The organism is Streptomyces sp. NPDC028305 (assembly GCF_055569495.1).
The window spans coordinates 446,035-468,447 of sequence record NZ_JBVHTN010000006.1; the positions used below are offsets into that span (position 1 = coordinate 446,035).

20 protein-coding genes and 1 pseudogene are annotated in these 22,413 nt (G+C 69.8%); 10 read left to right on the forward strand and 11 right to left on the reverse strand.

Annotated features, from left to right (window positions below; all coding sequences use genetic code 11):
* Positions 1–48: 48 nt before the first annotated feature.
* Both ACZ4WQ_RS27420 and ACZ4WQ_RS27425 read right to left on the reverse strand, forming a co-directional pair.
* Positions 49–1,131 (reverse strand): inositol-3-phosphate synthase, encoded by a 1,083-nt coding sequence (locus ACZ4WQ_RS27420; protein WP_311726003.1) that lies wholly within the window; start codon positions 1,129–1,131, stop codon positions 49–51.
* A 50-nt stretch (positions 1,132–1,181) separates the two neighbouring features.
* On the reverse strand, positions 1,182–1,910 hold the full coding sequence (locus tag ACZ4WQ_RS27425) for a PadR family transcriptional regulator (protein WP_311726004.1): 729 nt from the start codon (positions 1,908–1,910) through the stop codon (positions 1,182–1,184).
* A 356-nt stretch (positions 1,911–2,266) separates the two neighbouring features.
* Here ACZ4WQ_RS27425 and ACZ4WQ_RS27430 point away from each other — a divergent pair, with 356 nt between their 5' ends.
* A complete protein-coding gene (locus ACZ4WQ_RS27430) occupies positions 2,267–4,942 on the forward strand; it encodes a transglycosylase domain-containing protein (RefSeq protein ID WP_398376212.1) in 2,676 nt (891 codons plus the stop codon).
* 204 nt (positions 4,943–5,146) lie between these two features.
* Entirely contained in the window at positions 5,147–6,631 is a 1,485-nt protein-coding gene (locus ACZ4WQ_RS27435) for a glycosyltransferase family 87 protein (RefSeq protein ID WP_358848075.1), read from the forward strand.
* Positions 6,632–6,739: 108 nt separating this feature from the next.
* Here ACZ4WQ_RS27435 and ACZ4WQ_RS27440 read toward each other — a convergent pair whose 3' ends face one another.
* The 3 genes from ACZ4WQ_RS27440 to ACZ4WQ_RS27450 all read right to left on the reverse strand — a co-directional run bounded on the left by ACZ4WQ_RS27440 (position 6,740) and on the right by ACZ4WQ_RS27450 (position 9,406).
* Positions 6,740–7,771: an alanine racemase gene (locus ACZ4WQ_RS27440; RefSeq protein ID WP_311726008.1), complete on the reverse strand. Its 1,032-nt coding sequence runs from the start codon at positions 7,769–7,771 to the stop codon at positions 6,740–6,742.
* A gap of 81 nt (positions 7,772–7,852) precedes the next feature.
* Positions 7,853–8,971, reverse strand: a complete 1,119-nt coding sequence (locus ACZ4WQ_RS27445) for a lipid II:glycine glycyltransferase FemX (protein WP_311726010.1) — start codon at positions 8,969–8,971, stop codon at positions 7,853–7,855.
* Positions 8,972–9,088: 117 nt separating this feature from the next.
* Complete coding sequence (locus tag ACZ4WQ_RS27450) at positions 9,089–9,406, reverse strand: hypothetical protein (protein ID WP_311726011.1); 318 nt, start codon at positions 9,404–9,406, stop codon at positions 9,089–9,091.
* A 229-nt stretch (positions 9,407–9,635) separates the two neighbouring features.
* Here ACZ4WQ_RS27450 and rpsF point away from each other — a divergent pair, with 229 nt between their 5' ends.
* The 4 genes from rpsF (at position 9,636) to rplI (ending at position 11,404) form a co-directional block, all read left to right on the forward strand.
* Complete coding sequence (gene rpsF, locus ACZ4WQ_RS27455; RefSeq protein ID WP_014177942.1) at positions 9,636–9,926, forward strand: 30S ribosomal protein S6; 291 nt, start codon at positions 9,636–9,638, stop codon at positions 9,924–9,926.
* A gap of 83 nt (positions 9,927–10,009) precedes the next feature.
* Positions 10,010–10,600, forward strand: coding sequence for a single-stranded DNA-binding protein (locus ACZ4WQ_RS27460; protein WP_361185668.1), 591 nt, complete (start codon positions 10,010–10,012; stop codon positions 10,598–10,600).
* A 102-nt stretch (positions 10,601–10,702) separates the two neighbouring features.
* Positions 10,703–10,939, forward strand: a complete 237-nt coding sequence (gene rpsR / locus ACZ4WQ_RS27465; RefSeq protein ID WP_003978893.1) for a 30S ribosomal protein S18 — start codon at positions 10,703–10,705, stop codon at positions 10,937–10,939.
* An 18-nt stretch (positions 10,940–10,957) separates the two neighbouring features.
* A complete protein-coding gene (gene rplI / locus ACZ4WQ_RS27470) occupies positions 10,958–11,404 on the forward strand; it encodes a 50S ribosomal protein L9 (RefSeq protein WP_311726013.1) in 447 nt (148 codons plus the stop codon).
* 134 nt (positions 11,405–11,538) lie between these two features.
* On the opposite strand, the gene ACZ4WQ_RS27475 is transcribed toward rplI, so the two are convergent.
* Complete coding sequence (locus ACZ4WQ_RS27475; RefSeq protein ID WP_398376209.1) at positions 11,539–12,879, reverse strand: MATE family efflux transporter; 1,341 nt, start codon at positions 12,877–12,879, stop codon at positions 11,539–11,541.
* Between the two features lie 476 nt (positions 12,880–13,355).
* Here ACZ4WQ_RS27475 and dnaB point away from each other — a divergent pair, with 476 nt between their 5' ends.
* Positions 13,356–14,813, forward strand: a complete 1,458-nt coding sequence (gene dnaB / locus ACZ4WQ_RS27480; RefSeq protein WP_311726194.1) for a replicative DNA helicase — start codon at positions 13,356–13,358, stop codon at positions 14,811–14,813.
* Between the two features lie 18 nt (positions 14,814–14,831).
* On the opposite strand, the gene ACZ4WQ_RS27485 is transcribed toward dnaB, so the two are convergent.
* The 3 genes and pseudogenes from ACZ4WQ_RS27485 to ACZ4WQ_RS27495 form a co-directional block, all read right to left on the reverse strand.
* Entirely contained in the window at positions 14,832–16,187 is a 1,356-nt protein-coding gene (locus ACZ4WQ_RS27485) for a phosphatase PAP2 family protein (protein WP_398376208.1), read from the reverse strand.
* A gap of 120 nt (positions 16,188–16,307) precedes the next feature.
* Entirely contained in the window at positions 16,308–16,652 is a 345-nt protein-coding gene (trxA, locus tag ACZ4WQ_RS27490) for a thioredoxin (protein WP_311726015.1), read from the reverse strand.
* A gap of 76 nt (positions 16,653–16,728) precedes the next feature.
* Positions 16,729–17,139 (reverse strand): annotated as a pseudogene (locus ACZ4WQ_RS27495) (MerR family transcriptional regulator); the annotation flags it as partial.
* A 93-nt stretch (positions 17,140–17,232) separates the two neighbouring features.
* Between ACZ4WQ_RS27495 and ACZ4WQ_RS27500 the strand changes: the two are divergent.
* Together ACZ4WQ_RS27500 and ACZ4WQ_RS27505 are read left to right on the forward strand one after the other, a co-directional pair.
* On the forward strand, positions 17,233–18,693 hold the full coding sequence (locus ACZ4WQ_RS27500) for a serine hydrolase domain-containing protein (protein WP_398376207.1): 1,461 nt from the start codon (positions 17,233–17,235) through the stop codon (positions 18,691–18,693).
* Between the two features lie 144 nt (positions 18,694–18,837).
* Positions 18,838–20,097, forward strand: coding sequence for an SGNH/GDSL hydrolase family protein (locus ACZ4WQ_RS27505; protein ID WP_398376205.1), 1,260 nt, complete (start codon positions 18,838–18,840; stop codon positions 20,095–20,097).
* Here the strand turns inward: ACZ4WQ_RS27505 and ACZ4WQ_RS27510 are convergent.
* Both ACZ4WQ_RS27510 and ACZ4WQ_RS27515 read right to left on the reverse strand, forming a co-directional pair.
* Positions 20,094–20,546, reverse strand: a complete 453-nt coding sequence (locus tag ACZ4WQ_RS27510; RefSeq protein WP_311726018.1) for a GNAT family N-acetyltransferase — start codon at positions 20,544–20,546, stop codon at positions 20,094–20,096. The genes ACZ4WQ_RS27505 and ACZ4WQ_RS27510 overlap by 4 nt on opposite strands.
* Positions 20,547–20,556: 10 nt before the next feature.
* Positions 20,557–21,045 (reverse strand): MarR family winged helix-turn-helix transcriptional regulator, encoded by a 489-nt coding sequence (locus ACZ4WQ_RS27515; protein WP_398376204.1) that lies wholly within the window; start codon positions 21,043–21,045, stop codon positions 20,557–20,559.
* Between the two features lie 135 nt (positions 21,046–21,180).
* Here ACZ4WQ_RS27515 and ACZ4WQ_RS27520 point away from each other — a divergent pair, with 135 nt between their 5' ends.
* A complete protein-coding gene (locus ACZ4WQ_RS27520) occupies positions 21,181–22,404 on the forward strand; it encodes an MFS transporter (protein ID WP_398897384.1) in 1,224 nt (407 codons plus the stop codon).
* Positions 22,405–22,413: the final 9 nt, after the last annotated feature.

Below are 22,413 nucleotides of genomic sequence, written 5' to 3' on the forward strand. Positions count from 1 at the left end.
GGATTACCCGGAGGCCCGTGATCAAGCCGCGCTCAGCACTCTGTCTCGCTAGCGCTCGACTTCACCCTTGATGAACTTCTCCACGTTCTCCCGCGCCTGGTCGTCGAAGTACTGCACCGGGGGCGACTTCATGAAGTACGAGGAGGCCGAGAGGATCGGGCCGCCGATGCCGCGGTCCTTGGCGATCTTCGCGGCGCGCAGCGCGTCGATGATGACGCCCGCGGAGTTCGGGGAGTCCCACACCTCGAGCTTGTACTCCAGGTTCAGCGGGACGTCGCCGAACGCGCGGCCCTCGAGCCGGACGTAGGCCCACTTGCGGTCGTCCAGCCAGGCCACGAAGTCGGACGGGCCGATGTGGACGTTGTCCTCGCCCAGCTCGCGGTCCGTGATCTGGGAGGTGACGGCCTGCGTCTTGGAGATCTTCTTGGACTCCAGGCGCTCGCGCTCCAGCATGTTCTTGAAGTCCATGTTGCCGCCGACGTTCAGCTGCATGGTGCGCTCCACCACCACACCGCGGTCCTCGAACAGCTTCGTCAGGACCCGGTGCGTGATCGTGGCGCCGACCTGCGACTTGATGTCGTCCCCGACGATCGGGACACCCGCCTCGGTGAACTTGTCCGCCCACTCCTTGGTGCCGGCGATGAAGACCGGAAGCGCGTTGACGAAGGCGACCTTGGCGTCGATGGCGCACTGGGCGTAGAACTTCGCCGCCTGCTCGGAACCCACCGGGAGGTAGCAGACCAGGACGTCGACCTGCTTGTCCTTGAGGATCTGGACGACGTCGACCGGAGTCTCCTCGGACTCGTCGATCGTCTGGCGGTAGTACTTGCCCAGGCCGTCGAGGGTGTGGCCGCGCTGCACGGTGACACCGGTCGAGGGCACGTCGCAGATCTTGATGGTGTTGTTCTCGCTGGCGCCGATCGCGTCGGCGAGGTCGAGGCCGACCTTCTTCGCGTCCACGTCGAAGGCGGCCACGAACTCCACGTCACGCACGTGGTAGTCGCCGAACTGCACGTGCATCAGACCCGGCACGCGGGTGGCCGGGTCGGCGTCCTTGTAGTACTCGACGCCCTGCACCAGCGAGGCGGCGCAGTTGCCCACGCCGACGATGGCTACGCGAACCGAACCCATTCCGGTTGCTCCCTGTGTGTACTCGACGAAGCCCTGCGGGGTGCGGGGCCTCATTTGGTGGTGTCATCGGACGGATCCGGCCGGGAACCACCCCGGTGCCGGGGCAGGCCGCCCGTATCTTCTGACTGGTCCTGCTCTCCTGACGGGGCCAGCTCGGGGGACCGGCCCTGCTCCAGCTTCTGGGGCCGGTCCTGGCCCGCGGGGCCGCCGCGCTGATCGCGCCCGGCCCGCTCGCTCTCAATCAGCTCGTTGAGCCAGCGGACTTCACGTTCCACCGACTCCATCCCGTGCCGCTGCAACTCGAGGGTGTAGTCGTCGAGCCGCTCACGGGTGCGGGCGAGAGAGGCCCGCATCTTCTCCAGGCGCTCCTCGAGGCGGCTGCGCCGCCCCTCAAGGACCCGCATCCGCACATCCCGCGACGTCTGTCCGAAGAAGGCGAAGCGGACGCCGAAGTGCTCGTCCTCCCACGCGTCCGGGCCGGTGTGGGCGAGCAGCTCCTCGAAGCGCTCCTTCCCCTCCGCCGTCAACCGGTAGACGATTTTCGCGCGGCGGCCGGCGAGCGTCGCCGCGAGGGCTTCCTCGGGCGCGCTGCCAGGCTCCTCGATCAACCATCCGTTGGCGACCAGCGTCTTGAGGCAGGGATAGAGACTGCCGTAGCTGAACGCACGGAACACCCCGAGCGAGGTGTTCAGGCGTTTCCGCAGCTCGTAGCCGTGCATCGGGGACTCGCGGAGCAGGCCGAGGACGGCGAACTCAAGCACACCCGAGCGTCTGCCCACACCCGCCTCCTCTGTCTCCTGGGTCCTTTATGCCGAGCTGATGTATCGACTCGATACATCCAGACGATAGAACCGTGATGGTGGCGGGACAAGAGGGACCATCGTGAACGGCGTCACATCACCAATTCGTGGGACGCGAACTGACTGTTATGGAGCGAAGATCACGCCTCGGCTGGTTTTGACCGTGCGTACTCTGTTCGCCATGCACAGCACCGGGAACCAAGTGACGCCATCAGGCGTCCTCGTCCTGGATGAAGTGCGCCCGGTTGCCACCGGTGGCCGGAGCGCACATCGGGGGGACCGAAAGCCACCTGCCGCTTTCAGGCGATAGCGCCTGCCCGAGGAGTAGTCGTTCCATGAGCGAGCACCGTCGCAAGCCGCCGCAGCCACAAGGCGGCGGACGAGCAGCGGCCCGGCGCGCCGCGCAGCAGTCATCAGGCCGCCGCGCGGCCGAGCCGCGAAGCGCCACCGGGTCGGGCTCCGCCCCGCATGGGGAGGAGCGCCCTTACGGCGGCCGGGCCGAAGCCCGGCGCGCCGCACAGCGCGGCTCCGGCCGCAGAAGAGGAGCCGATCCCGATGCCGGGGGCGGTGGCCACGGCGGCGGTCGACGCGCCGCCGGCGGCCGAGGGCGGGGGGGCGGCGATGGACGCCCCGTCAAGAAACGCTTCATCGACTACCCGCGCGCGGGCAAGGACGGTTTCCGGCGCTGGGTCCCGTCCTGGAGGTTGGTGACCGGGACCTTCCTCTTCTTCTTCGCCATGCTTGTCGGCGCCGTGGGCATCGGGCTGTGGCTGGTGGAGGTGCCCAACGCGCAGGCCGCGTCCAAGGTTGAGAAGAACGTCTACTACTGGGCGAGCGGCAAGCAGATGGTGGTCTCGGGCGGTGGTGAGTACAACCGCCAGATCGTGCCCCTCAGCGAGATCCCGAAGGGAATGCAGAACGCGGTGATCTCCGCGGAGAACGCCAGCTTCTACGACGACAACGGCGTCGACCCGATGGGTATCGCCCGCGCGGTCGTCAACATGGCCAAGGGCGGGGCCACGCAGAGCGGTTCCACCATCACCCAGCAGTTCGTCAAGAACACCTACCTGGACCAGTCGCAGACGGTCACGCGCAAGGTCAAGGAGCTGTTCATCTCCATAAAGGTCGGCGCGACCATGGACAAGGAAGACATCCTCGCCGGCTATCTGAACACTGCCTTCTACGGGCGTGGCGCCTACGGCTGTCAGGCGGCGGCCCGCGCGTACTACGACACAGACTGCAAGGACCTGACGCCGAGCCAGAGCGCCTTCCTCGCCGCGACCCTCAACGGCCCCAACCTCTACGACCCGGCCGGCGGCTACGGCGCAGCCGCGAGCAAGACGGCGAACACCAAGCGGGCCAAGCTGCGCTGGGAGTGGATCCTCAAGCGCGAGGCCGAGGTGGGGAGGATGTCCAAGGCCGAAAGCGAGGAGCTCATCGCCAAGAGGTTCCCGACGCCGCGGGAGCCGAAGGTCGCGACGAACAAGGAAGGCCAGATCGGTTATCTCACCGACCTGGCCGACAACTACATCATCGCGAACAGCAAGATCACCAAGAACATGCTGGACAAGGGTGGCTACCAGATCCACACCACCTTCGACCAGAACAAGATGGACCAGCTCGAGACGGCCGTGAAGAAGGTGACCAAGGAAAATATCAACCCGAAGCTCCGGCCTCAGTATGACAAGTACGTGCAGTTCGGCGGGGCCTCGGTGGAACCCAAGACGGGCAAGATCGTCGCCATCTACGGTGGCAAGAACGCCCTGGAGCACTACACCAACAACGCCGACTACACCGGTGTCCAGGTTGGCTCCACCTTCAAGCCCTTCGTGCTGGCCGCCGCCATGACCAACGGCGTCCGCGACAAGGACGGTCCGCGGGATCAGCCCGACTCGGAACGCACTGTGGTCTCCCCCAAGAGCATCTACAACGGCGACAACAAGCTGACGCTGCGGGACTACAACGGGACCGTCTGGCACGACAAGGACGGCAAGGAGTGGCACCAGAGAAACGACGGTGACGAGGACCGGGGCAAGATCAACCTGCGCACCGCGATGCAGTTCTCGGTGAACACCCCCTTCATCCAGCTCGGCATGGACGTCGGCACCGACAAGGTGCGGGACGCGGCGATCGCCGCGGGTCTCAACAAGGACCAGCTGGCCTCGATCACCCCGACGTTCTCCCTGGGCACCTCGGCCCCGAGCGCCATCCGGCTCGCCGGGGCGTACGCGACCTTCGCGGCCAGCGGCAAGCAGGCCAGTCCGTACTCGGTCGACACGGTCGAGCACAAGGGCATCGAGGTCTACAACCACAAGGACGACTACGAGCTCACGACGGCGTTCGACCCGAACGTGGCCGACAACGTCACCGACGTCCTGAAGAACGTCGTCGAGAAGGGCACCGGCACCTCGGCGCAGATCGGCCGTCCCGCCGCGGGCAAGACCGGTACCACCGATGAGAACAAGTCGGCCTGGTTCTCCGGCTACACCCCGCAGCTGTCCACAGCGATCGGCATGTGGCGGGTGAACGACAAGGCCAAGAACCAGAAGTTCCTGTCCATGCGCGGCGTGGGCACTGGCCGACCGGAGGCGTCGATCCACGGTGCCTCGTACCCGGCCGAGATCTGGGCCGACTACATGCGCCAGGCCATGAAGGGCAAGAAGGTCGAGAACTTCCCGAAGCCCGAGCCGATCGGCAAGGAGATCTTCGGCGACGGCGCGAGCCCGACCGCTCCGCCCACGACGACGGCCCCCTCGGAGACTCCGTCCGAGACGCCTTCGGAGACCCCGTCCGAGACCCCGTCCTCCGAGACCCCGACCAACAGCCCGTCCCCGACGGATACCTGTGACCCGCTGGAGATCGGTTGCAGCAACGGGGGCAACAACAACGGCGGCAACAACAACGGAGGGAACGGTAACAACGGGGGCAACGGCAACGGTGGCGGCACCAGCACGCCGAGCACGGAACCCCCGGGCAGCGATAACGGCGGCTGGTTCGGTGGAGGCGGCTGACGCAGGCGGCTGAGCCCGCAGGTGAGCGACCCTCGCCCGTACCACCATCGGCGGCCGCGCCGGAGCGTCATCCGCTCCGGCGCGGCCGCCGCCGTTCTCCGGGGCTCTCCGGGCCGCCCCGGCCCCTTCGCCGCCCCGAGGCGGCGCGGGCCTCTGGGGCGGGCCTCACGGCCCTCCCCCGGCCCGTACGGCAGGATGGATCCCATGACGAGCGTGCGCAGGGACCCCGAGGCCGAGCCCGTACGGCCGACCGCCGAGGACGCCGTGGCCGCGGCCGGCAGCGAGCTGATCGGCGGCCCGGCCGGGCGCCGGGCGCTGCTTGGCGTCAGCTGGTGGACCCCCGTGCGGATCATCGCGCTCGTCGCCATCGGGATGTTCGCCCTCGGCATGGTGCAGAAGATCCCCTGCTACAACGGCGGCTGGTTCTCCAGCGTCACCGGCCAGTACACCCACGCCTGCTACTCCGACATACCGCATCTGTACGCGGGCCGCGGCTTCGCGGAAAACGTCGTTCCCTACTTCCACCGCATACCGGGCGCCACGGACGGGATGGACTACCTGGAGTATCCGGTCCTCACCGGCCTCTTCATGGAGGTCGCCTCCCGGCTCACCCCGCACGGCGGGTCGCTCCAGCACCAGGAGCAGATCTACTGGATGGTCAACGCGGGCATGCTCATGGTCTGCGCCGCGGTCGTCGCCGTCTGTGTCTCGCGTACGCACCGCCGCCGCCCCTGGGACGCCCTGCTCGTCGCCCTCGCCCCCGCCTTCGCGCTCACCGCGACCGTCAACTGGGACCTCTTCGCGGTGGCGCTCACGGCCATCGGGATGCTGATGTGGTCGCGCGGCCGCCCGCTGGCGGCCGGCGTCTTCCTGGGGCTGGCGACGGCCGCGAAGTTCTACCCGATACTGCTGCTCGGGGCGGTGCTGGTGCTGTGCCTGCGGGCCGGCCGGCTGCGCGCCTTCGGGACGGCGCTGGGCGGGGCGCTGGGGGCCTGGCTCGTCGTGAACGTCCCGGTGATGATCAGCAGCCGCGGGGGCTTCCACATTCGCGAGGGCTGGCTCGCCTTCTACACCTTCAGCCGGGACCGGCCCGTCGACTTCGGCTCCGTGTGGCTGGTCATCTCCCAGCGCACCGGGAGCTCCCTCGACAACGTCAACCTGTACGCCACGCTGCTGATGCTGCTGGCCTGCGCCGGTATCGCGGCGCTCGCCCTGTGCGCGCCCCGGCGGCCGCGCCTGGCGCAGATCGCGTTCCTGGTCGTCGCCGCCTTCGTGATCACCAACAAGGTCTACTCGCCGCAGTACGTGCTGTGGCTGATCCCGCTGGCGGTCCTGGCCCGGCCGCGGTGGCGCGACTTCCTGGTGTGGCAGGCGTGCGAGGTGATGTATTTCCTCGGGATCTGGATGTACCTGGCGTACATCGGCAGCGGTGACAAGCACCGGGGGCTGCCGCCGGAGGGGTACCAGCTGGCGATCATCGTCCATGTGCTGGGGACGCTGTATCTGTGCGCCCTGGTCGTGCGGGATGTGCTGGTGCCCGAGCGGGACGTGGTGCGCAGGGACGGGTCGGACGACCCGTCGGGCGGTGTGCTGGACCGGGCCCCGGATGTGTTCGTCCTGGGGGAGGCGCGGCACGCGCCGGCGTACGAGGAGCCGGCGCGGGTGGAGTGGGGCGTCAGACGCGAGTGAGCTCCCGCGGGGCGGGACGAGCACGGCCAAGGGCCCGGAGCCGCGAGGTGATCGCGCGGCTCCGGGCCCTTCCGGTCGCTCTGGTCACTCCGGGCCGTGCCGGGTGGCTCAGCGGTCGACCAGCCGGTCGAACTGCGTCGTGGTGTGCCGCAGGTGGGCCACCAGCTCGTCGCCCACCTGCGGGGGCGCGACATCACTCGGTACGAACAGGATGGACACCTGCATGTGCGGCGGCTCGGCGAACCACCGCTGCTTGCCCGCCCACACGAACGGCGAGAGGTTGCGGTTGACGGTCGCGAGCCCGGCGCGCGCGACGCCCTTGGCCCGCGGCATCATGCCGTGCAGGGCCTTGGGGGCCTCCAGCCCGACGCCGTGGGAGGTGCCGCCCGCCACGACCACCAGATAGCCGTCGGAGGCCGTCTTCTGCTGGCGGTAGCCGAAGCGGTCGCCCTTGGCGACCTGGGTGACGTCGAGCACCGCGCCCCGGTACTGGGTCGAGTCGTGGTCGCCGAGCCACAGCCGGGTGCCGATGCGTGCGCGGAACCGGGTCTGCGGGAACTGCTGCTGTAGGCGGCCCAGCTCCTCGGACTTGAGGTGGCTGACGAACATGGTGTGCAGCGGCAGCCGGGCGGCGCGCAGCCGGTCCATCCAGGCGATGACCTCCTCGACCCCGTCCAGTCCGTCGGTGCGGTCGAGGGGGAGGTGGATGGCGAAGCCCTCCAGCCGGACGTTCTCTATCGCGGCGTGCAGCTTGGGGAGGTCCGCCTCGGCGACGCCATGGCGCTTCATGCTGCTCATGACCTCGATGACCACGCGCGCGTTCACCAGGCCGTACACACCGTCGACCGACGACACCGAGCGGATCACCCGGTCCGGCAGCGGCACGGGCTCCTCGCCCCGGCGGAAGGGGGTGAGCACCAGCAGGTCGCCGCTGAAGTAGTCCTTCATCCGGGCGGCCTCGTAGGTGGTCCCCACCGCGAGGATGTCGGCGCCGATGCGGGCGGCCTCCTCGGCCAGCCGCTCGTGGCCGAAGCCGTACCCGTTGCCCTTGCAGACCGGGACTATGCCTGGGAACTGCTGGATCACCAACTGCTGGTGCGCCCGCCAGCGCGCGGTGTCGACATAGAGGGTGAGCGCCATTGGCCGGTCCCGGAACCTTTCTCGTTGCCGCGGTGTATTGGAGGTATGCAGCGTAGGTGGAGAGTCAAGAACTCGGCGAAGTCAGCGGCGCGACATGTAGATGTCCAGCGCCTTGTGCAGCAGCTTGTTGAGGGGGAAGTCCCACTCGCCGAGGTACTCGGCGGCCTCGCCGCCGGTCCCCACCTTGAACTGGATGAGACCGAAGAGGTGGTCGTTCTCGTCCAGCGAGTCGCTGATGCCACGAAGGTCATAGACGGTGGCGCCCAGCGCGTAGGAGTCGCGCAGCATGCGCCACTGCATCGCGTTCGAGGGCCGGACCTCGCGCTTGTGGTTGGCGGAGGCACCGTAGGAGTACCAGACGTGGCCGCCGACGATCAGCATGGTGGCCGCGGCGACGGCCTCGCCCTCGTGCATGGCGAAGTACAGCCGCATCCGGTTGGGGTCCTCGCTGTTGAGGGCCTGCCACATGCGCTGGAAGTAGCTGAGCGGGCGCGGCCGGAAGTGGTCGCGCTCCGCGGTGATCTCGTAGAGCCGCTGCCACTCCGCCAGGTGCTCGTAGCCGCCCTGGACGACCTCGACGCCGGCCTTCTCGGCCTTCTTGATGTTGCGCCGCCACAGCTGGTTGAAGCCCTTGTGGACGTCCTCCAGGGAGCGGTTCTCCAGGGGCACCTGGAAGACGTACCGGGGCTGGACATCGCCGAAGCCGGCCCCGCCGTCCTCGCCCTGCTGCCAGCCCATGCGGCGCAGCCGGTCGGAGACCTCGAAGGCGCGAGGCTCGATGAACGTCGCCTCGATGTCGCGCAGCCGCTTCACATCCGGGTTCTGGATGCCCGACTTGATCGCGGCGGCGTCCCAGCGCCGGATGATGACCGGCGGGCCCATCTTCACGGAGAAGGCGCCCTGCTGCTTGAGGTGCGCGAGCATCGGGCGCAGCCAGTCCTCGAGGTGGGGCGAGTACCAGTTGATGACCGGGCCCTCGGGCAGATAGGCGAGATAGCGCTTGATCTTGGGCAGCTGCCGGTAGAGGACGAGGCCGACGCCGACCAGCTGGCCACTGGTGTCGAACCAGCCGAGGCTCTCCGAGCGCCACTCCGTCTTGACGTCAGCCCATGCCGGAACCTGCATGTGGCTGGCCGCGGGCAGGCTCTGGATGTATGCCAGATGCTGCTCTCGGCTGATCGTCCTCAGGGTCAGGCTCATGCGGGGCGCTCCTCGGCAGGTTTGTCCCCGTGGTCGGGGCTCCGGCTCTCGCGCCGAAGCCTACTGCGACAAGGACGCGCCCCGTTTGGGCCCGGGGGCAACGGGCCGGGCCGGAACTCAGCCCAGGACGCCGCCGAAGAGGCCGCCGTGCGCCATGCCGAGATAGAAGCCGACGGCGGATGCGCCGAGCCCGATGATCAGAAGGAACCGCTCGCCGGTGGTCGCGGAGATCAGCTGTCCCCACAGTCCGGTGATGATCCCGACCAGGCCCGTCCACGAGCTGAGCAGGTGGAGATCGGGGAAATGGGCGGTGATGAACGCGATCACGCCGATCAGCAGGGTCGCCGCGGCGAAGGTGTTCTCGACCGGATGCGACTTGCCATCGGTGTCGAGGAAGGAGAGAAGTCCGTGGTGAGGTCGTGCTGCCTGTGCCATGGGGCACCTCCGTATAGGCCCATATGGCAAAGCGGCGAAACTGTAACGCCGCTCACACCCGATGTGTACAGATTGCGGCGGGAGACCGCCGGATTTCAACCCGGCGGCAGTCGCCGGGTAGTCTGTACCGTCCGCAGCGGTGTCTGTGCAGACGCCGATGCGGTACGCATCACGACCCTCCTGCCACGGATCGACCGTGGCCGCTGAGTCCAAAGGAGGTGGGTTCCACATGCGTCACTACGAGGTGATGGTCATCCTCGACCCCGATCTCGAGGAGCGCGCTGTCTCCCCGCTGATCGAGAACTTCCTTTCCGTCGTCCGCGAGGGCAACGGCAAGGTCGAGAAGGTCGACACCTGGGGCCGTCGTCGTCTCTCGTATGAGATCAACAAGAAGCCCGAGGGCATCTACTCGGTCATCGACCTGCAGGCCGAGCCCGCGGTCGTCAAGGAGCTCGACCGTCAGCTCAACCTGAACGAGTCGGTCCTCCGGACCAAGGTCCTCCGTCCCGAGACCCACTGACCGCGTAAAGCGTTCAGCGGTCATCGGGCCGAATCGCAACGAGTAGCAAGCAGCCCAGCAGTACCCGCCGAGAGGTTCCCCCAATGGCAGGCGAGACCGTCATCACGGTCGTCGGCAATCTCGTCGACGACCCCGAGCTGCGCTTCACCCCGTCGGGTGCGGCGGTCGCGAAGTTCCGTGTCGCGTCCACTCCCCGTACCTTCGACCGGCAGACCAACGAGTGGAAGGACGGCGAGAGCCTCTTCCTCACGTGCTCGGTGTGGCGGCAGGCAGCGGAGAACGTCGCCGAGTCGCTTCAGCGCGGCATGCGCGTCATCGTGCAGGGCCGGCTGAAGCAGCGGTCCTACGAGGACCGCGAGGGAGTCAAGCGCACGGTCTACGAGCTGGACGTCGATGAGGTCGGCGCCAGCCTGCGCAACGCCACGGCGAAGGTCACCAAGACCGCTGGCCGCGGCGGCCAGGGTGGATACGGCGGCGGCCAGGGCGGCGGCCAGGGTGGCGGCGGTGGCTGGGGCGGCGGCCCCGGTGGCGGCGGCCAGCAGGGCGGCGGCGCTCCGGCCGACGACCCGTGGGCGACCAGCGCCCCGGCCGGCGGTCAGCAGGGCGGCGGTGGCGGTGGCTGGGGCGGCGGCTCCGGCAACTCCGGCGGCTACTCGGACGAGCCGCCCTTCTAGGTCGTATGCGCCGTTTCACGTGAAACCGCTGTTTCACGTGAAACGTGCCGGGCCTGGTCTGGGCGACCAGCACAAACTTCTTGATCACACTGGAGAGAGACAATGGCGAAGCCGCCTGCTCGCAAGCCTAAGAAGAAGGTTTGCGTGTTCTGCAAGGAGAAGATCTCCTACGTCGACTACAAGGACACGAACCTGCTGCGGAAGTTCATTTCCGACCGCGGCAAGATCCGTGCCCGCCGGGTCACCGGCAACTGCACCCAGCACCAGCGTGACGTCGCCACGGCCGTGAAGAACAGCCGTGAGATGGCGCTGCTGCCCTACACCTCCACCGCGCGATAAGGGAAGGGTGACCGAGTCATGAAGATCATCCTCACCCACGAGGTCTCCGGCCTCGGCACCGCCGGCGACGTCGTGGACGTCAAGGACGGTTACGCCCGTAACTACCTGGTTCCGCGTGGTCTGGCGATCCGCTGGACCAAGGGCGGCGAGAAGGACGTCGAGCAGATCCGCCGCGGTCGTCGCATCCGCGAGATCGCCACGATCGAGCAGGCCAACGAGGTCAAGGCGCGGCTCGAGGGCGTCAAGGTGCGCCTGAAGACCCGCGCCGGCGACGCCGGCCGTCTCTTCGGCTCCGTCACCCCGGCCGACATCGCCTCGGCGATCAAGGACGCGGGTGGCCCCGACGTGGACAAGCGCCGGATCGAGGTGGGCGCCCCGATCAAGACCCTGGGCGCGCACCAGGTCTCGGTGCGTCTGCACGCCGAGGTTGCCGCCAAGGTGGGCGTCGAGGTCGTCGCCGCCTGACCGGTGGTCCCCGTGCACTGCACGACTGAGGGCCGCGACCCACGCCGGGGTCGCGGCCCTTGTGCTTGTCCACCGCGGTGTTCCTCCACCGCGGTGTTCGTCCGCTGTGGTTGTGTCGGCCCGCCCTACCGGGCTCAGCCGCGCACCGCGCCGGTGACGACCCAGCGGCCCGAGCGGGCCCGTAGCCACAGGGTGGCCAGCCGGACCGACATCATCAGCGCCATGGTCCACCACAGGGCCGTGAGTCCGCCGCCCAGGGAGGGCACCAGCACCGCGACCGGGGCGAAGACGACCAGCGTGGCGATCATCGCCCAGGCCAGATATCCCCCGTCCCCCGCGCCCATCAGCACCCCGTCGAGGACGAAGACGACACCGGCCACCGGCTGGATGACGGCCGTCACCAGCAGGGCGGGCAGCAGGGTGTCGCGCACCGCCGGGTCCGAGGTGAACAGGGGGATGAACAGCGGGCGGGCCGCGATGACCAGCAGGCCCAGCACCACTCCGGACGCGATGCCCCACTGGACCATGCGGCGACAGGCCGCGCGCGCTCCCTCGGAGTCGCCCGCGCCCAGATACCGCCCGATGATCGCCTGGCCCGCGATAGCGATGGCGTCCAGGGCGAACGCCAGCAGATTCCACAGCGACAGCACGATCTGGTGGGCGGCGATCTCATCGTCGCCGAGCCGGGCCGCCACCGCGGTCGCGATCACCATCACGACGCGCAGGGCCAGCGTACGGACCAGCAGCGGCACCCCTGCGTGGGCGCAGGCCCGTATCCCGGCCAGATCCGGGCGCAGCGAGGCGCCATGGCGGCGGGCGCCTCGTACGACGACGGTGAGATAGACGGCGGCCATGGCGCACTGGGCGATCACCGTGCCCCAGGCGGAGCCCGCGATGCCGAGCCCGGCGCCGTAGACCAGGGCGGCGTTCAGGGCGGCGTTGGCCGCGAAGCCGCCGATGGCGACATAGAGCGGGGTCCGGGTGTCCTGGAGGCCGCGGAGCACGCCGGTGGCGGCGAGCACCACCAGCATCGCGGGGATGCCGAGCGAGCTGATGCGCAGATAGGTGACGGCGTGGGGGGTCGCGGTGCCCGAGGCACCGAAGAGCCCGACGAGGTCAGGGGCGGTCGGCAGGGTGACGGCGATGACGGCGCCGCCGAGGAGAAGGGCGAGCCAGATGCCGTCCAGCCCCTGGCGGAGCGCTCCGGCCGTATCGCCCGCGCCGACGCGGCGGGCGACGGCCGCCGTGGTGGCGTAGGCGAGGAAGACGAAGATGTTGACGGCGGTGGTGAGCAGGGCGGCGGCGACGCCGAGTCCGGCGAGCTGTGGGGTGCCGAGGTGGCCGACGACGGCGCTGTCGACCATGACGAAGAGTGGCTCGGCCACCAGTGCGCCGAAGGCGGGAAGGGCGAGCGCGACGATCTCGCGATCGTGTCGCCGGGCGGTCTTCCGCTCGGTCGCTGGGGCCAGAGTCATGAGGGCAATCTAATCTTCCACAGGTAAGAGACACAACCCAAGGGCATCCCTTACATGCGATGGCGCGGGACGCTGTTCTCTGCGCCGTTTGTCGCGATCTTGATCCAGGCGCCGAAGTTTTTCTCCTGCACAGCCCCTGGATGAAGAAACCGCAGGTCAGTCGCGCAAGTCTGGGTTGATTGTGTGTTTGTCCACAGCACTGTCCCCCGGCCCGTGCACAGGATCGCGGGACTTCTCCACAGGATGGCCCCCATCATCCACATGCCCTGTGGATAACCAAGTTGGCTGAGGGGGGAGACGGGCCTACCGTGGTGCGGCGCCCGCCGCCTGTTCCGGCCTCGATTCCACTCGAATCCGAAGCGTCGGAACCGGACGTCGGGCGCCCTGTTTGTCATAGCCGTGGCGTAAGAAAGAGACGCGCGGTGAGGTCCGCACCGCGGACGGGAGGAGGTGGCGGGGTGAGCATGCCCGAGCCCATGGACGACCCCTGGGCGGACTCCGGCCCGGTCGACCGGTTGCCTTCCCCCCGGTTCCGTCGCGGTGAAGGCGGCCGGGGCCGTGACGAACAGCATGAGCGCGGCCGCGAGTCGGGCACCTGGGAGGGGGCGGGCTTCGAGCGCGTTCCCCCGCAGGACCTGGACGCCGAGCAGTCCGTCCTGGGCGGCATGCTGCTGTCCAAGGACGCCATCGCCGATGTCGTCGAGGTCCTCAAGGGCAACGACTTCTACCGCCCCGCCCATGAGACGGTCTATCAGGCCATCCTCGATCTGTATGCCAAGGGCGAGCCGGCCGACCCCATCACCGTCGGCGCCGAGCTCACCAAGCGCGGCGAGATCGCCCGCGTCGGCGGCGCCTCGTATCTCCACACCCTCGTCCAGTCGGTCCCCACCGCCGCCAACGCCGAGTACTACGCCGAGATCGTCCATGAGCGCGCGGTGCTGCGCCGTCTGGTCGAGGCCGGCACCCGCATCACCCAGATGGGATACGCGGCGGACGGCGATGTGGATGAGATCGTCAACAACGCCCAGGCGGAGATCTACGCCGTCACCGAGCAGCGCACCAGCGAGGACTATCTGCCGCTCGGCGACATCATGGAGGGCGCGCTCGACGAGATCGAGGCCATCGGCTCCCGCAGCGGGCAGATGTCCGGTGTGCCCACCGGCTTCACCGACCTGGACGCGCTGACGAACGGGCTGCACCCCGGCCAGATGATCGTCATCGCCGCCCGTCCCGCGATGGGCAAGTCCACCCTCGCCCTGGACTTCGCGCGCGCCTGTTCCATCAAGAACAACATGCCCAGCGTCATCTTCTCCCTGGAGATGGGGCGCAATGAGATCGCGATGCGACTGCTGTCCGCCGAGGCGCGGGTGGCGCTGCATCACATGCGGTCCGGAAGCATGACGGACGAGGACTGGACGCGGCTGGCCCGCCGTATGCCCGATGTGTCCGCGGCCCCTCTCTACATCGACGACTCCCCGAACCTGTCGATGATGGAGATCCGCGCGAAGTGCCGCCGGCTCAAGCAGCGCAGTGATCTCCAGCTGGTCGTCATCGACTATCTCCAGCTGATGCAGTCCGGTGGCGCGCGGCGCCCCGAGAGCCGTCAGCAGGAGGTCTCGGACATGTCGCGAAACCTCAAGCTGCTGGCCAAGGAGCTGGAAGTCCCGGTCATCGCGCTCTCGCAGCTCAACCGTGGACCCGAGCAGCGGACGGACAAGAAGCCCATGGTCTCGGACCTGCGCGAGAGTGGTTCCATCGAGCAGGACGCCGACATGGTCATCCTGCTGCACCGGGAGGACGCGTACGAGAAGGAGTCGCCGCGCGCGGGCGAGGCGGACCTGATCGTGGCCAAGCACCGTAACGGTCCGACGGCCACGATCACGGTCGCCTTCCAGGGCCACTACTCGCGCTTCGTGGACATGGCCCAGACCTGATCGAGCGGCACGAAGGGCTCACACCGGTTCGGGTTGCGGTTGCGGTTGCCGCGCCGGTGCGGGCGTCGGGTCCCACAGTCTGGTGGTCCGTACGTAGCCGTAGATCACGGAGCCCATCGCCAGCAGGAGAAGTGGTCCGAACACCCACGGATGTTCGGCCATCTTCATCGGCAGATAGCGATACGACGCCAGGAGCGCGGCGAAGACCGCTGTGCCGTAGGCGACCAGCTGGATTCCCGACCGGTCCCAGCCACGTTCGTGCGAGCGCAGCGCTGCCTCGATGGTGAGCGTGAACACCACGCCGGCGATGAGATCCGCGCCGTAGTGGTAGCCGAATCCCAGCGTCGCGGTGAGCGTGGCGATCAGCCAGAAGGTGCCCGCGAACCGCAGAGTCCGTGGGCCCTTGCGGGAGTGGATGAAGATCGCGGTGGCCCATGCCGTGTGCAGGCTGGGCATGCAGTTGCGTGGGGTGATGTCGTCGTAGGTGAACGCGTGCGGGGCACTGATCGGCGGCGGGGTGTCCGGCCACAGGTTGGCCAGCGCCCACTGCGGGCCGCCGGTGCCGGAGGCGCCCGGGCCGTAGGCGAAGACCGGTCCGACCACCGGGAAGATCATGTAGATGGCGGGCCCGAGGAGGCCGATCACCAGAAAGGTGCGCACCAGGTAATGGCTCGGGAAGCGGCGCTCGACCGCCACGTTGCGCAGTTGGTACAGCGAGACGACCACCGCGGCCACCGCGAGCTGAACGTAGACCCAGTCGAGGAGATGGGTGCCGATCGGACCGGTGGCCTCGACCATCCGGCCCACCAGCCACGACGGGTTGCCCAGCGCGTGATCGGCGATTGCCACATACGGGTCGAGCACCATCGGGTGGGCCTTCGACGTGATGAGCAGCCAGATATCGCCGGTCTTGCGGCCGGCCACCAGCAGCAGGGCCAGCCCGACACCCTTCAGCAGCAGGACACGTTCCGGGCCGGTGCGGCGCGTGACAGCGATGACCGCATAGCCCAGAACCACCCACAACGCGCCGTTGCCGAAGGGGTGGCCCTCGGTGATCTCGGCGCCGGCCGCCCACCGCACCAGAAAGAAGACGACATCGATGCCGATCGCGACACCGGCCGCGATGAGCCGTTCCCGCCAGGGGAGCACCACCATCATCAACGCCATGCTGGCGTACAGCAAAGGCCCCGATTTGGGGGGGAAGATCACCTCTCGCGCCTGATTGGTCATCGGCCCCGGTAGGCCGTAGTGACGTGCGGCGATCTCCAGCGCGATGAGGAATCCGAGGGTCACCAGACCCGCCGTGGCCCACAGTATCGCCCGTGGTTGACGCCACGCGGCGAACTTTATGCTGCTATTTATTCGCGAAAACACCCGAGACGCTATAGATATCAATTGTTTTGGCCGATTTGATAGATGTTGGCGGCGATCGTCATGAGGCCGAACATGCTATCGGAGGGGTGTTGGGCGATCCGGGCGTCGCCACCACGTCGGCTACATCACGTCGGCCAGTTCCTCCAGCAGCCGCCGCTTGGGGCGGGCGCCCACCATCGACCGCACCGGCTCACCGTCCTGGAACACCATCAGCGTCGGCATGGACAGCACGCCGTACGCCGCCGTGGTGCCCGGGTTGGCGTCCACGTCCAGCTCCACCACCTTCAGCCGGTGCGCCTCCTCCCGCGCCACCTCGGCCAGCACCGGCGCGATCATCCGGCACGGCGGGCACCACGAGGCCGTGAACTCCACGAGCACCGGGAGCGCGGACTCCAGGACCTCCCGCTGGAAGGTGTCGTCCGTCACCGTGACCACTCCCCCTGTCCCGGTCTGTGTCGTCGCCATTCCGTTCCCCTCTCGGTCCTGTCTCCGGTTCATGCGGTTCATGCGGTTCATGCGGCTCGTGGGGCTCTTGGGGTGTCAGCTCGCAGCGTGGCTCGGGTCCCCCCGGCGCCGCCGCCGCGGCCTTCAGCGCGGCCAGCGCCCGCTCCGCCTCGGCGAGCTGTGCCCCGACCTGCCGCCGCACACCGTTCAGCCGCGCGATGCAGTCGTCCAGCTCGGCCAGCTTGCGGCGGTACACCGCGAGCGAGGCCGGGCAGGAGTCACCCGCGGGGTGGCCGGCGCGCAGGCACTCCACGAACGGCCGGGTCTCCTCCAGACCGAAGCCGAAGTCCCGCAGCGTCTGTATCTGCCGCAGCAGCCGCAGGTCGTCCTCGTCGTACGCCCGGTATCCGTTGCCCGCGCGGCGTGCGGGCAGCAGCCCGAGCGCCTCGTAGTGGCGCAGTGTGCGGGTGGTCGTACCCGCCCGTTCGGCCAGCTCTCCGATCCGCATGGCCTCGACGGTAGACGTTGACGCCGACGTCAAGGCCAACGGGCGTACGAAATTGCCCCGTCGGGCATGGGACGCGGGCCATAGGGTGCGGGCATGACCGCGCCCATGGAAGAGACCGCGTCGCCGCTGCCCGCCACCCGCCGTGCCCTGCTCCGCCGGATCGCCGTAGGCCAGACGGAGGGCCGTGCGCCGTCCCTGGTGGGCGCGGTGGTGCGGGACGGACGGCTGTGGTGGGTGGGCGCGCGCGGCGAGGTGAGCGAGGCTGGAGCGCGTAGCGCTTCCGTTGAGGGTGGTGGTGGGCGACGGGTGGGCGGGCGCACGCCGGACGCGGACACCCAGTACCGCATCGGCTCGCTCACCAAGACCTTTGTGGCGGTGCTGGTAATGCGGCTGCGCGACGAGGGGCTGCTGCGCCTCGGTGACCCGCTGTCCCGCCACCTGGACGTGCCGGAGGCCGGGGACGCGACCATCGCCCAGCTGCTCTCCCACACCTCGGGCCTGGCCGCGGAGGCCCGCGGCCCGTGGTGGGAGCGCACGCCGGGCGAACTGCGCCCCGAGACGGCCGACATCTTCGGGGAGCGCCCGCTGCGCCACCCCGCCGGCCGCCGCCACCACTACTCCAACCCCGGCTTCGCGCTGCTGGGCGCGCTCGTCGAGCGGCTGCGCGGCGCGCCCTGGGACGAGGTGCTGCGGCGTGAGGTGCTGGAGCCGCTGGGGATGGGGCGCACCTCGCCGCTGCCCCGGGCCCCGCACGCCGAGGGCTGGGCGGTGCACCCCTGGGCGGATGCGCTGCTGCCCGAACCCGCCGTGGACACCGGCCGGATGGCCCCGGCCGGACAGCTGTGGTCGACGGCCGCCGACCTGGCCCGGTACGCGGCCTTCCTGATGGACGGGGACGAGCGGGTGCTGGGCGCCCGGACGCTGGCCGAGATGCGCGCCCCGGCGGTCGCGCCCGAGGACGACGACTGGGACGGCGGCTACGGGCTCGGCATCCAGCTGGCCCGCCGCGACGGCCGCGTCCTCATCGGCCACACCGGCTCCATGCCGGGCTTCCTGGCCGCGTTGTGGGCGAGCCCGGAGGACGGGCTGGCCGGGATCGCGCTGGCCAACGCCACCTCGGGGCCCGCGGTCGGCGCCGTCGCCGCCGACCTCGTACGGATCGCGGCCGAGCACGAGCCGCCGGTGCCCGCGCCGTGGCGGCCGCTGACCGAGGCGGATCCGGAGCTGGTGGCCCTGACCGGGCCCTGGTACTGGGGCCCCACCCCGTTCCTGTTGCGTCTGCGCCCCGAGCGGGGTCTTGAGCTGAGCCCGCTGAACGGCAGGGGGCGCGGCTCGCGGTTCCGGGCGGAGCCGGACGGCACCTGGACCGGGCTCGACGGCTATTACGCGGGGGAGACGCTGCGCGTGGTGCGGGGCGCGGGCGGCGGCCCGTACGGCGGGGCGGACAACGTCCACCTCGATCTGGGCACCTTCGTCTTCACCCGGGAGCCGTACGAGCCCGATGGCGCGGTGCCGGGCGGGGTGGACCCGAAGGGGTGGCGCCCGGGGGCGTGAGGCGCGCCCCGGCTCCGATCCGTGCCTGACCCTGGCGGTGGTACGCACCGCCGGGGGCTGGGTGACCGCCGTGTACCTCCGCAGGCTGATCTCCGTACCCACATCCGGCGGCCCCGCGTCCGCCATGTCCCAAGGAGATCCGTCATGCGCTCCTCAGCGCTGCGTGTCGGTGCGTCCCTGCTCGCCCTGACCGCCGTCCTGGCCGCTTCCGGCCCGGCCGCCGCCCGAACCCCGGGCGCCCGACCCGGGACCGTCTGGTCGGCCGGGTGGGCCGCCCCCGTCCAGCGCCCCAGTGAGGGCTTCGAGGAGAACTGGGCCCTCAAGGGCTTCGCCGACCAGACCGTGCGCCAGGTCGTGCGGGTGACCTCCGGTGGCACCGCGGCCCGGATCCGGCTGTCGAACCGCTACGGCGACGAGCCGCTGCGGATCGCGGGCGCGACCGTCGCCCGGACCGCGCGCGGAGCGTCGGTCGAGGCCGGAAGCGCCCGCAGGCTGACCTTCGGGCACCGGCGGGAGGTGACGATCCCGGCGGGCGGCGAGGCGGCCAGCGACGCGGCGCCGGTGCGCGTGGCGCCCTTCGAGTCGCTGACGGTGACGCTGTACTTCGCCGAGCCGACCGGCCCGGCCACGTTTCACGCCCAGGCGTACGCGAAGACCTATCGCGCGGAGGGCGACCACGGCGCCGACCGCGACGGCGCGGCGTTCACCGCGTCCACCCACTCCTGGTACTACCTGTCGGACGTGGAGCTGACCGGCGGCACCGGGCGCCGCGGATCCGTGGTCGCGTTCGGCGACTCCATCACCGACGGCTTCGGCTCGACGTACGACGCCAACAGCCGCTGGCCGGATCTGCTGGCCGAGCGCCTGGCGGCCGCCGGCACCCCGCGCCCGGTCCTCAACTCCGGCATCGGCGGAAATCTGCTGCTGCACGACTCGCCCTGGTACGGGGACCGGGCGGGCGCCCGGTTCCAGCGGGATGTGCTGGACAAGCCGGGCGTCGGGTCGGTGATCCTGCTCCAGGGGCTCAACGACATCGGCTTCAGCGAGGTGGATCTGCCCACCTACAAGCCCAATCCGCAGGTCTCCGCCGAGCAGGTGATCGCCGGCTACCGCGAGCTGATCGCGCGGGCCCACGCCCGCGGCGTCAGGGTCGTGGGCGCCACGATCCTGCCCTTCAAGGGCGCCGAGTACCACACCGCCCGCTCCGAGGCGAAGCGCGCCGCGATCAACGCGTGGATCCGCGGCTCCGGCGAGTTCGACGCGGTGGTCGACTTCGCCGCCGTCATGGCCGCGCCGTCGGATCCGCAGACGCTCGACCCGGCGTACGACAGCGGCGACCACAAGCACCCCAATGACGCGGGCTACCGGCGGATGGCCGAGGCGATCGACCTCGGCGTTCTCTAGAGCGCGAGCTTGAACCCCACGTGCGAGGCCTCGAAGCCGAGGCGCTCGTAGAAGCGGTGGGCGTCGGTACGGGTCGCGTCCGAGGTGAGCTGCACCAGCACACAGCCCTCGCGGCGCGACTCGTCGACGGCCCACTCGATCAGCTGGGTGCCGAGCCCGCCGCCGCGCTCGTCGGCGTGGATGCGGACGGCCTCGATGATCGAGCGGGTGGCGCCCTGCCGGGACAGGCCGGGGATGACGGTGAGCTGGAGGGTGCCGACGGTGCGGCCGTCCCGTACGGCGACCACCAGCCGCTGGCCCCCGTCGCTCGTGATCCGCTCGAACGCCGCCAGGTAGGGGGCCAGGTCGTCCGGGGACTCGCGCCGGGCGCCGAGCGGGTCGTCGGCCAGCATGGCCACGATGGCCGGTATGTCCTCGGTGGTGGCACCGCGGATCTCGAGGTTGCTCATGGCGGGCAGCCTACGCGGGGGCCCACAGCCCTTCGACGGCCGTCACCAGCGGGGCCAGCTCGGGCCGTGCGGCGGCGTCCTGCAGGGCCTCGCGCAGCGCGGTGTCGTTGGTCGGGCGCGCCTGGTCGAGCAGTTCCCGGCCCGCCGCGGTGACGTTGGTGTAGATGCCGCGGCGGTCGTCCGGGCAGATGTAGCGGGACAGCAGGCCGCGGTCCTCCAGGCGGGTGACCAGGCGGGTGGTCGCGCTCTGGCTGAGCACGACGGACTCGGCGAGCTGGCGCATCTGGAGATGGCCGCCCGGGCCGTCGTGCTGGGCGCTGAGCACGTTCAGCACCGAGAACTCGCGGACGCTCAGCCCGTGACGGGCCTGTAGCGCGCGCTCGACGCGCGTCTCGATGCGGCCGTGCAGGGCGGACAGGGCGCACCAGCCCTGGGCGAGGGCCTGCCCGCCGGGCAGCGGCTCGTCGGCCAACGGCTCCTCGGTCTGCACATCCGGCATGGAACCCCTCCTTGGGTGTCGTGTCCCCCAGCGTAGTGCACTCGATGAAAATGTCGGCGCTTGCAAGTAAGTGCGTATGCAATTATTGTCGACGCGTCCAAAACTTCCGCGCAATCGTTCTGAGGACTCCACGACATGCCTCTCGCCCTGCTGGCGCTCGCCATCGGCGCCTTCGGCATCGGCACCACCGAATTCGTGATCATGGGACTGCTGCCCGAGGTGGCGGACGAGTTCCACGTCTCGATCCCCACCGCCGGATACGCGACCACCGGCTACGCCCTCGGCGTCGTCATCGGCGCCCCGCTGCTGACCCTGCTCGGCACCCGGCTGGCCCGTAAGCAGATGCTGATGATGCTGATGGGGCTGTTCATCGCGGGCAATCTGCTCTCCGCGCTCGCCCCCGCCTTCCTGCTGCTGCTCGCCGGGCGGGTGCTGGCCTCGTTCGCGCACGGCGCCTTCTTCGGCATCGGCGCGGTCGTCGCCGCCGACCTGGTGGCCCCCGACAAGCGCGCCCGGGCCATCGCCACCATGTTCACCGGCCTGACCATCGCCAACGTGGTCGGCGTGCCCATGGGCACCTGGATCGGCCAGACCCTCGGCTGGCGCGCCGCGTTCCTCGCCGTAGCCGGGCTCGGCGTGCTCGGGCTGGCCGGCATCGCCGCCCTCGTGCCCCGGCAGCCCGGCCCGGCCGCCGCCCGCCTCGGCCAGGAGCTCGCGGCGTTCCGCAATCCGCAGGTGTGGCTGGCCATGACCATGACCGTGCTCGGCTTCGGCGGCGTCTTCGCCGCGATCACCTACATCACGCCGATGATGGTGGATGTGGCGGGCTACGCCGACTCCTCCGTGACCTGGCTGCTCGTCCTCTTCGGCCTCGGCCTGGTCGGCGGCAACCTGATCGGCGGGCGCTACGCCGACCGGTCCCTGATGCGGATGCTGTACATCACCCTCGGCGGGCTCGGCGTCGTCCTGGCGGCGTTCAGCTTCACCGCCCATGACAAGGTCGCGGCGGCCGTCACGATCGTGCTGGTCGGGGCCTTCGGCTTCGCGACCGTGGCGCCGCTCCAGAAGCGGGTCATGGACCAGGCGCCGAACGCGCCGACGCTCGCCTCGGCGGCCAACATCGGCGCCTTCAACCTGGGCAACGCCCTGGCCGCCTGGCTCGGCGGGCTCGTCATCTCCGCCGGAAGGGGCTACACCGCGCCCAACTGGGTCGGCGCCCTCATGGCCGTCGCCGCGCTCGCCACCGCCGTCTTCTCGGCCGCGCTCGAACGGCGCACCGCGCGCACCGGTGGGCGGGTCGTCGCCGCGGGCGGTGCGTCCCCCGCCCCTGAGACGGCAGGCGAGGCAGCCGTACGCTGACCCGCCCTC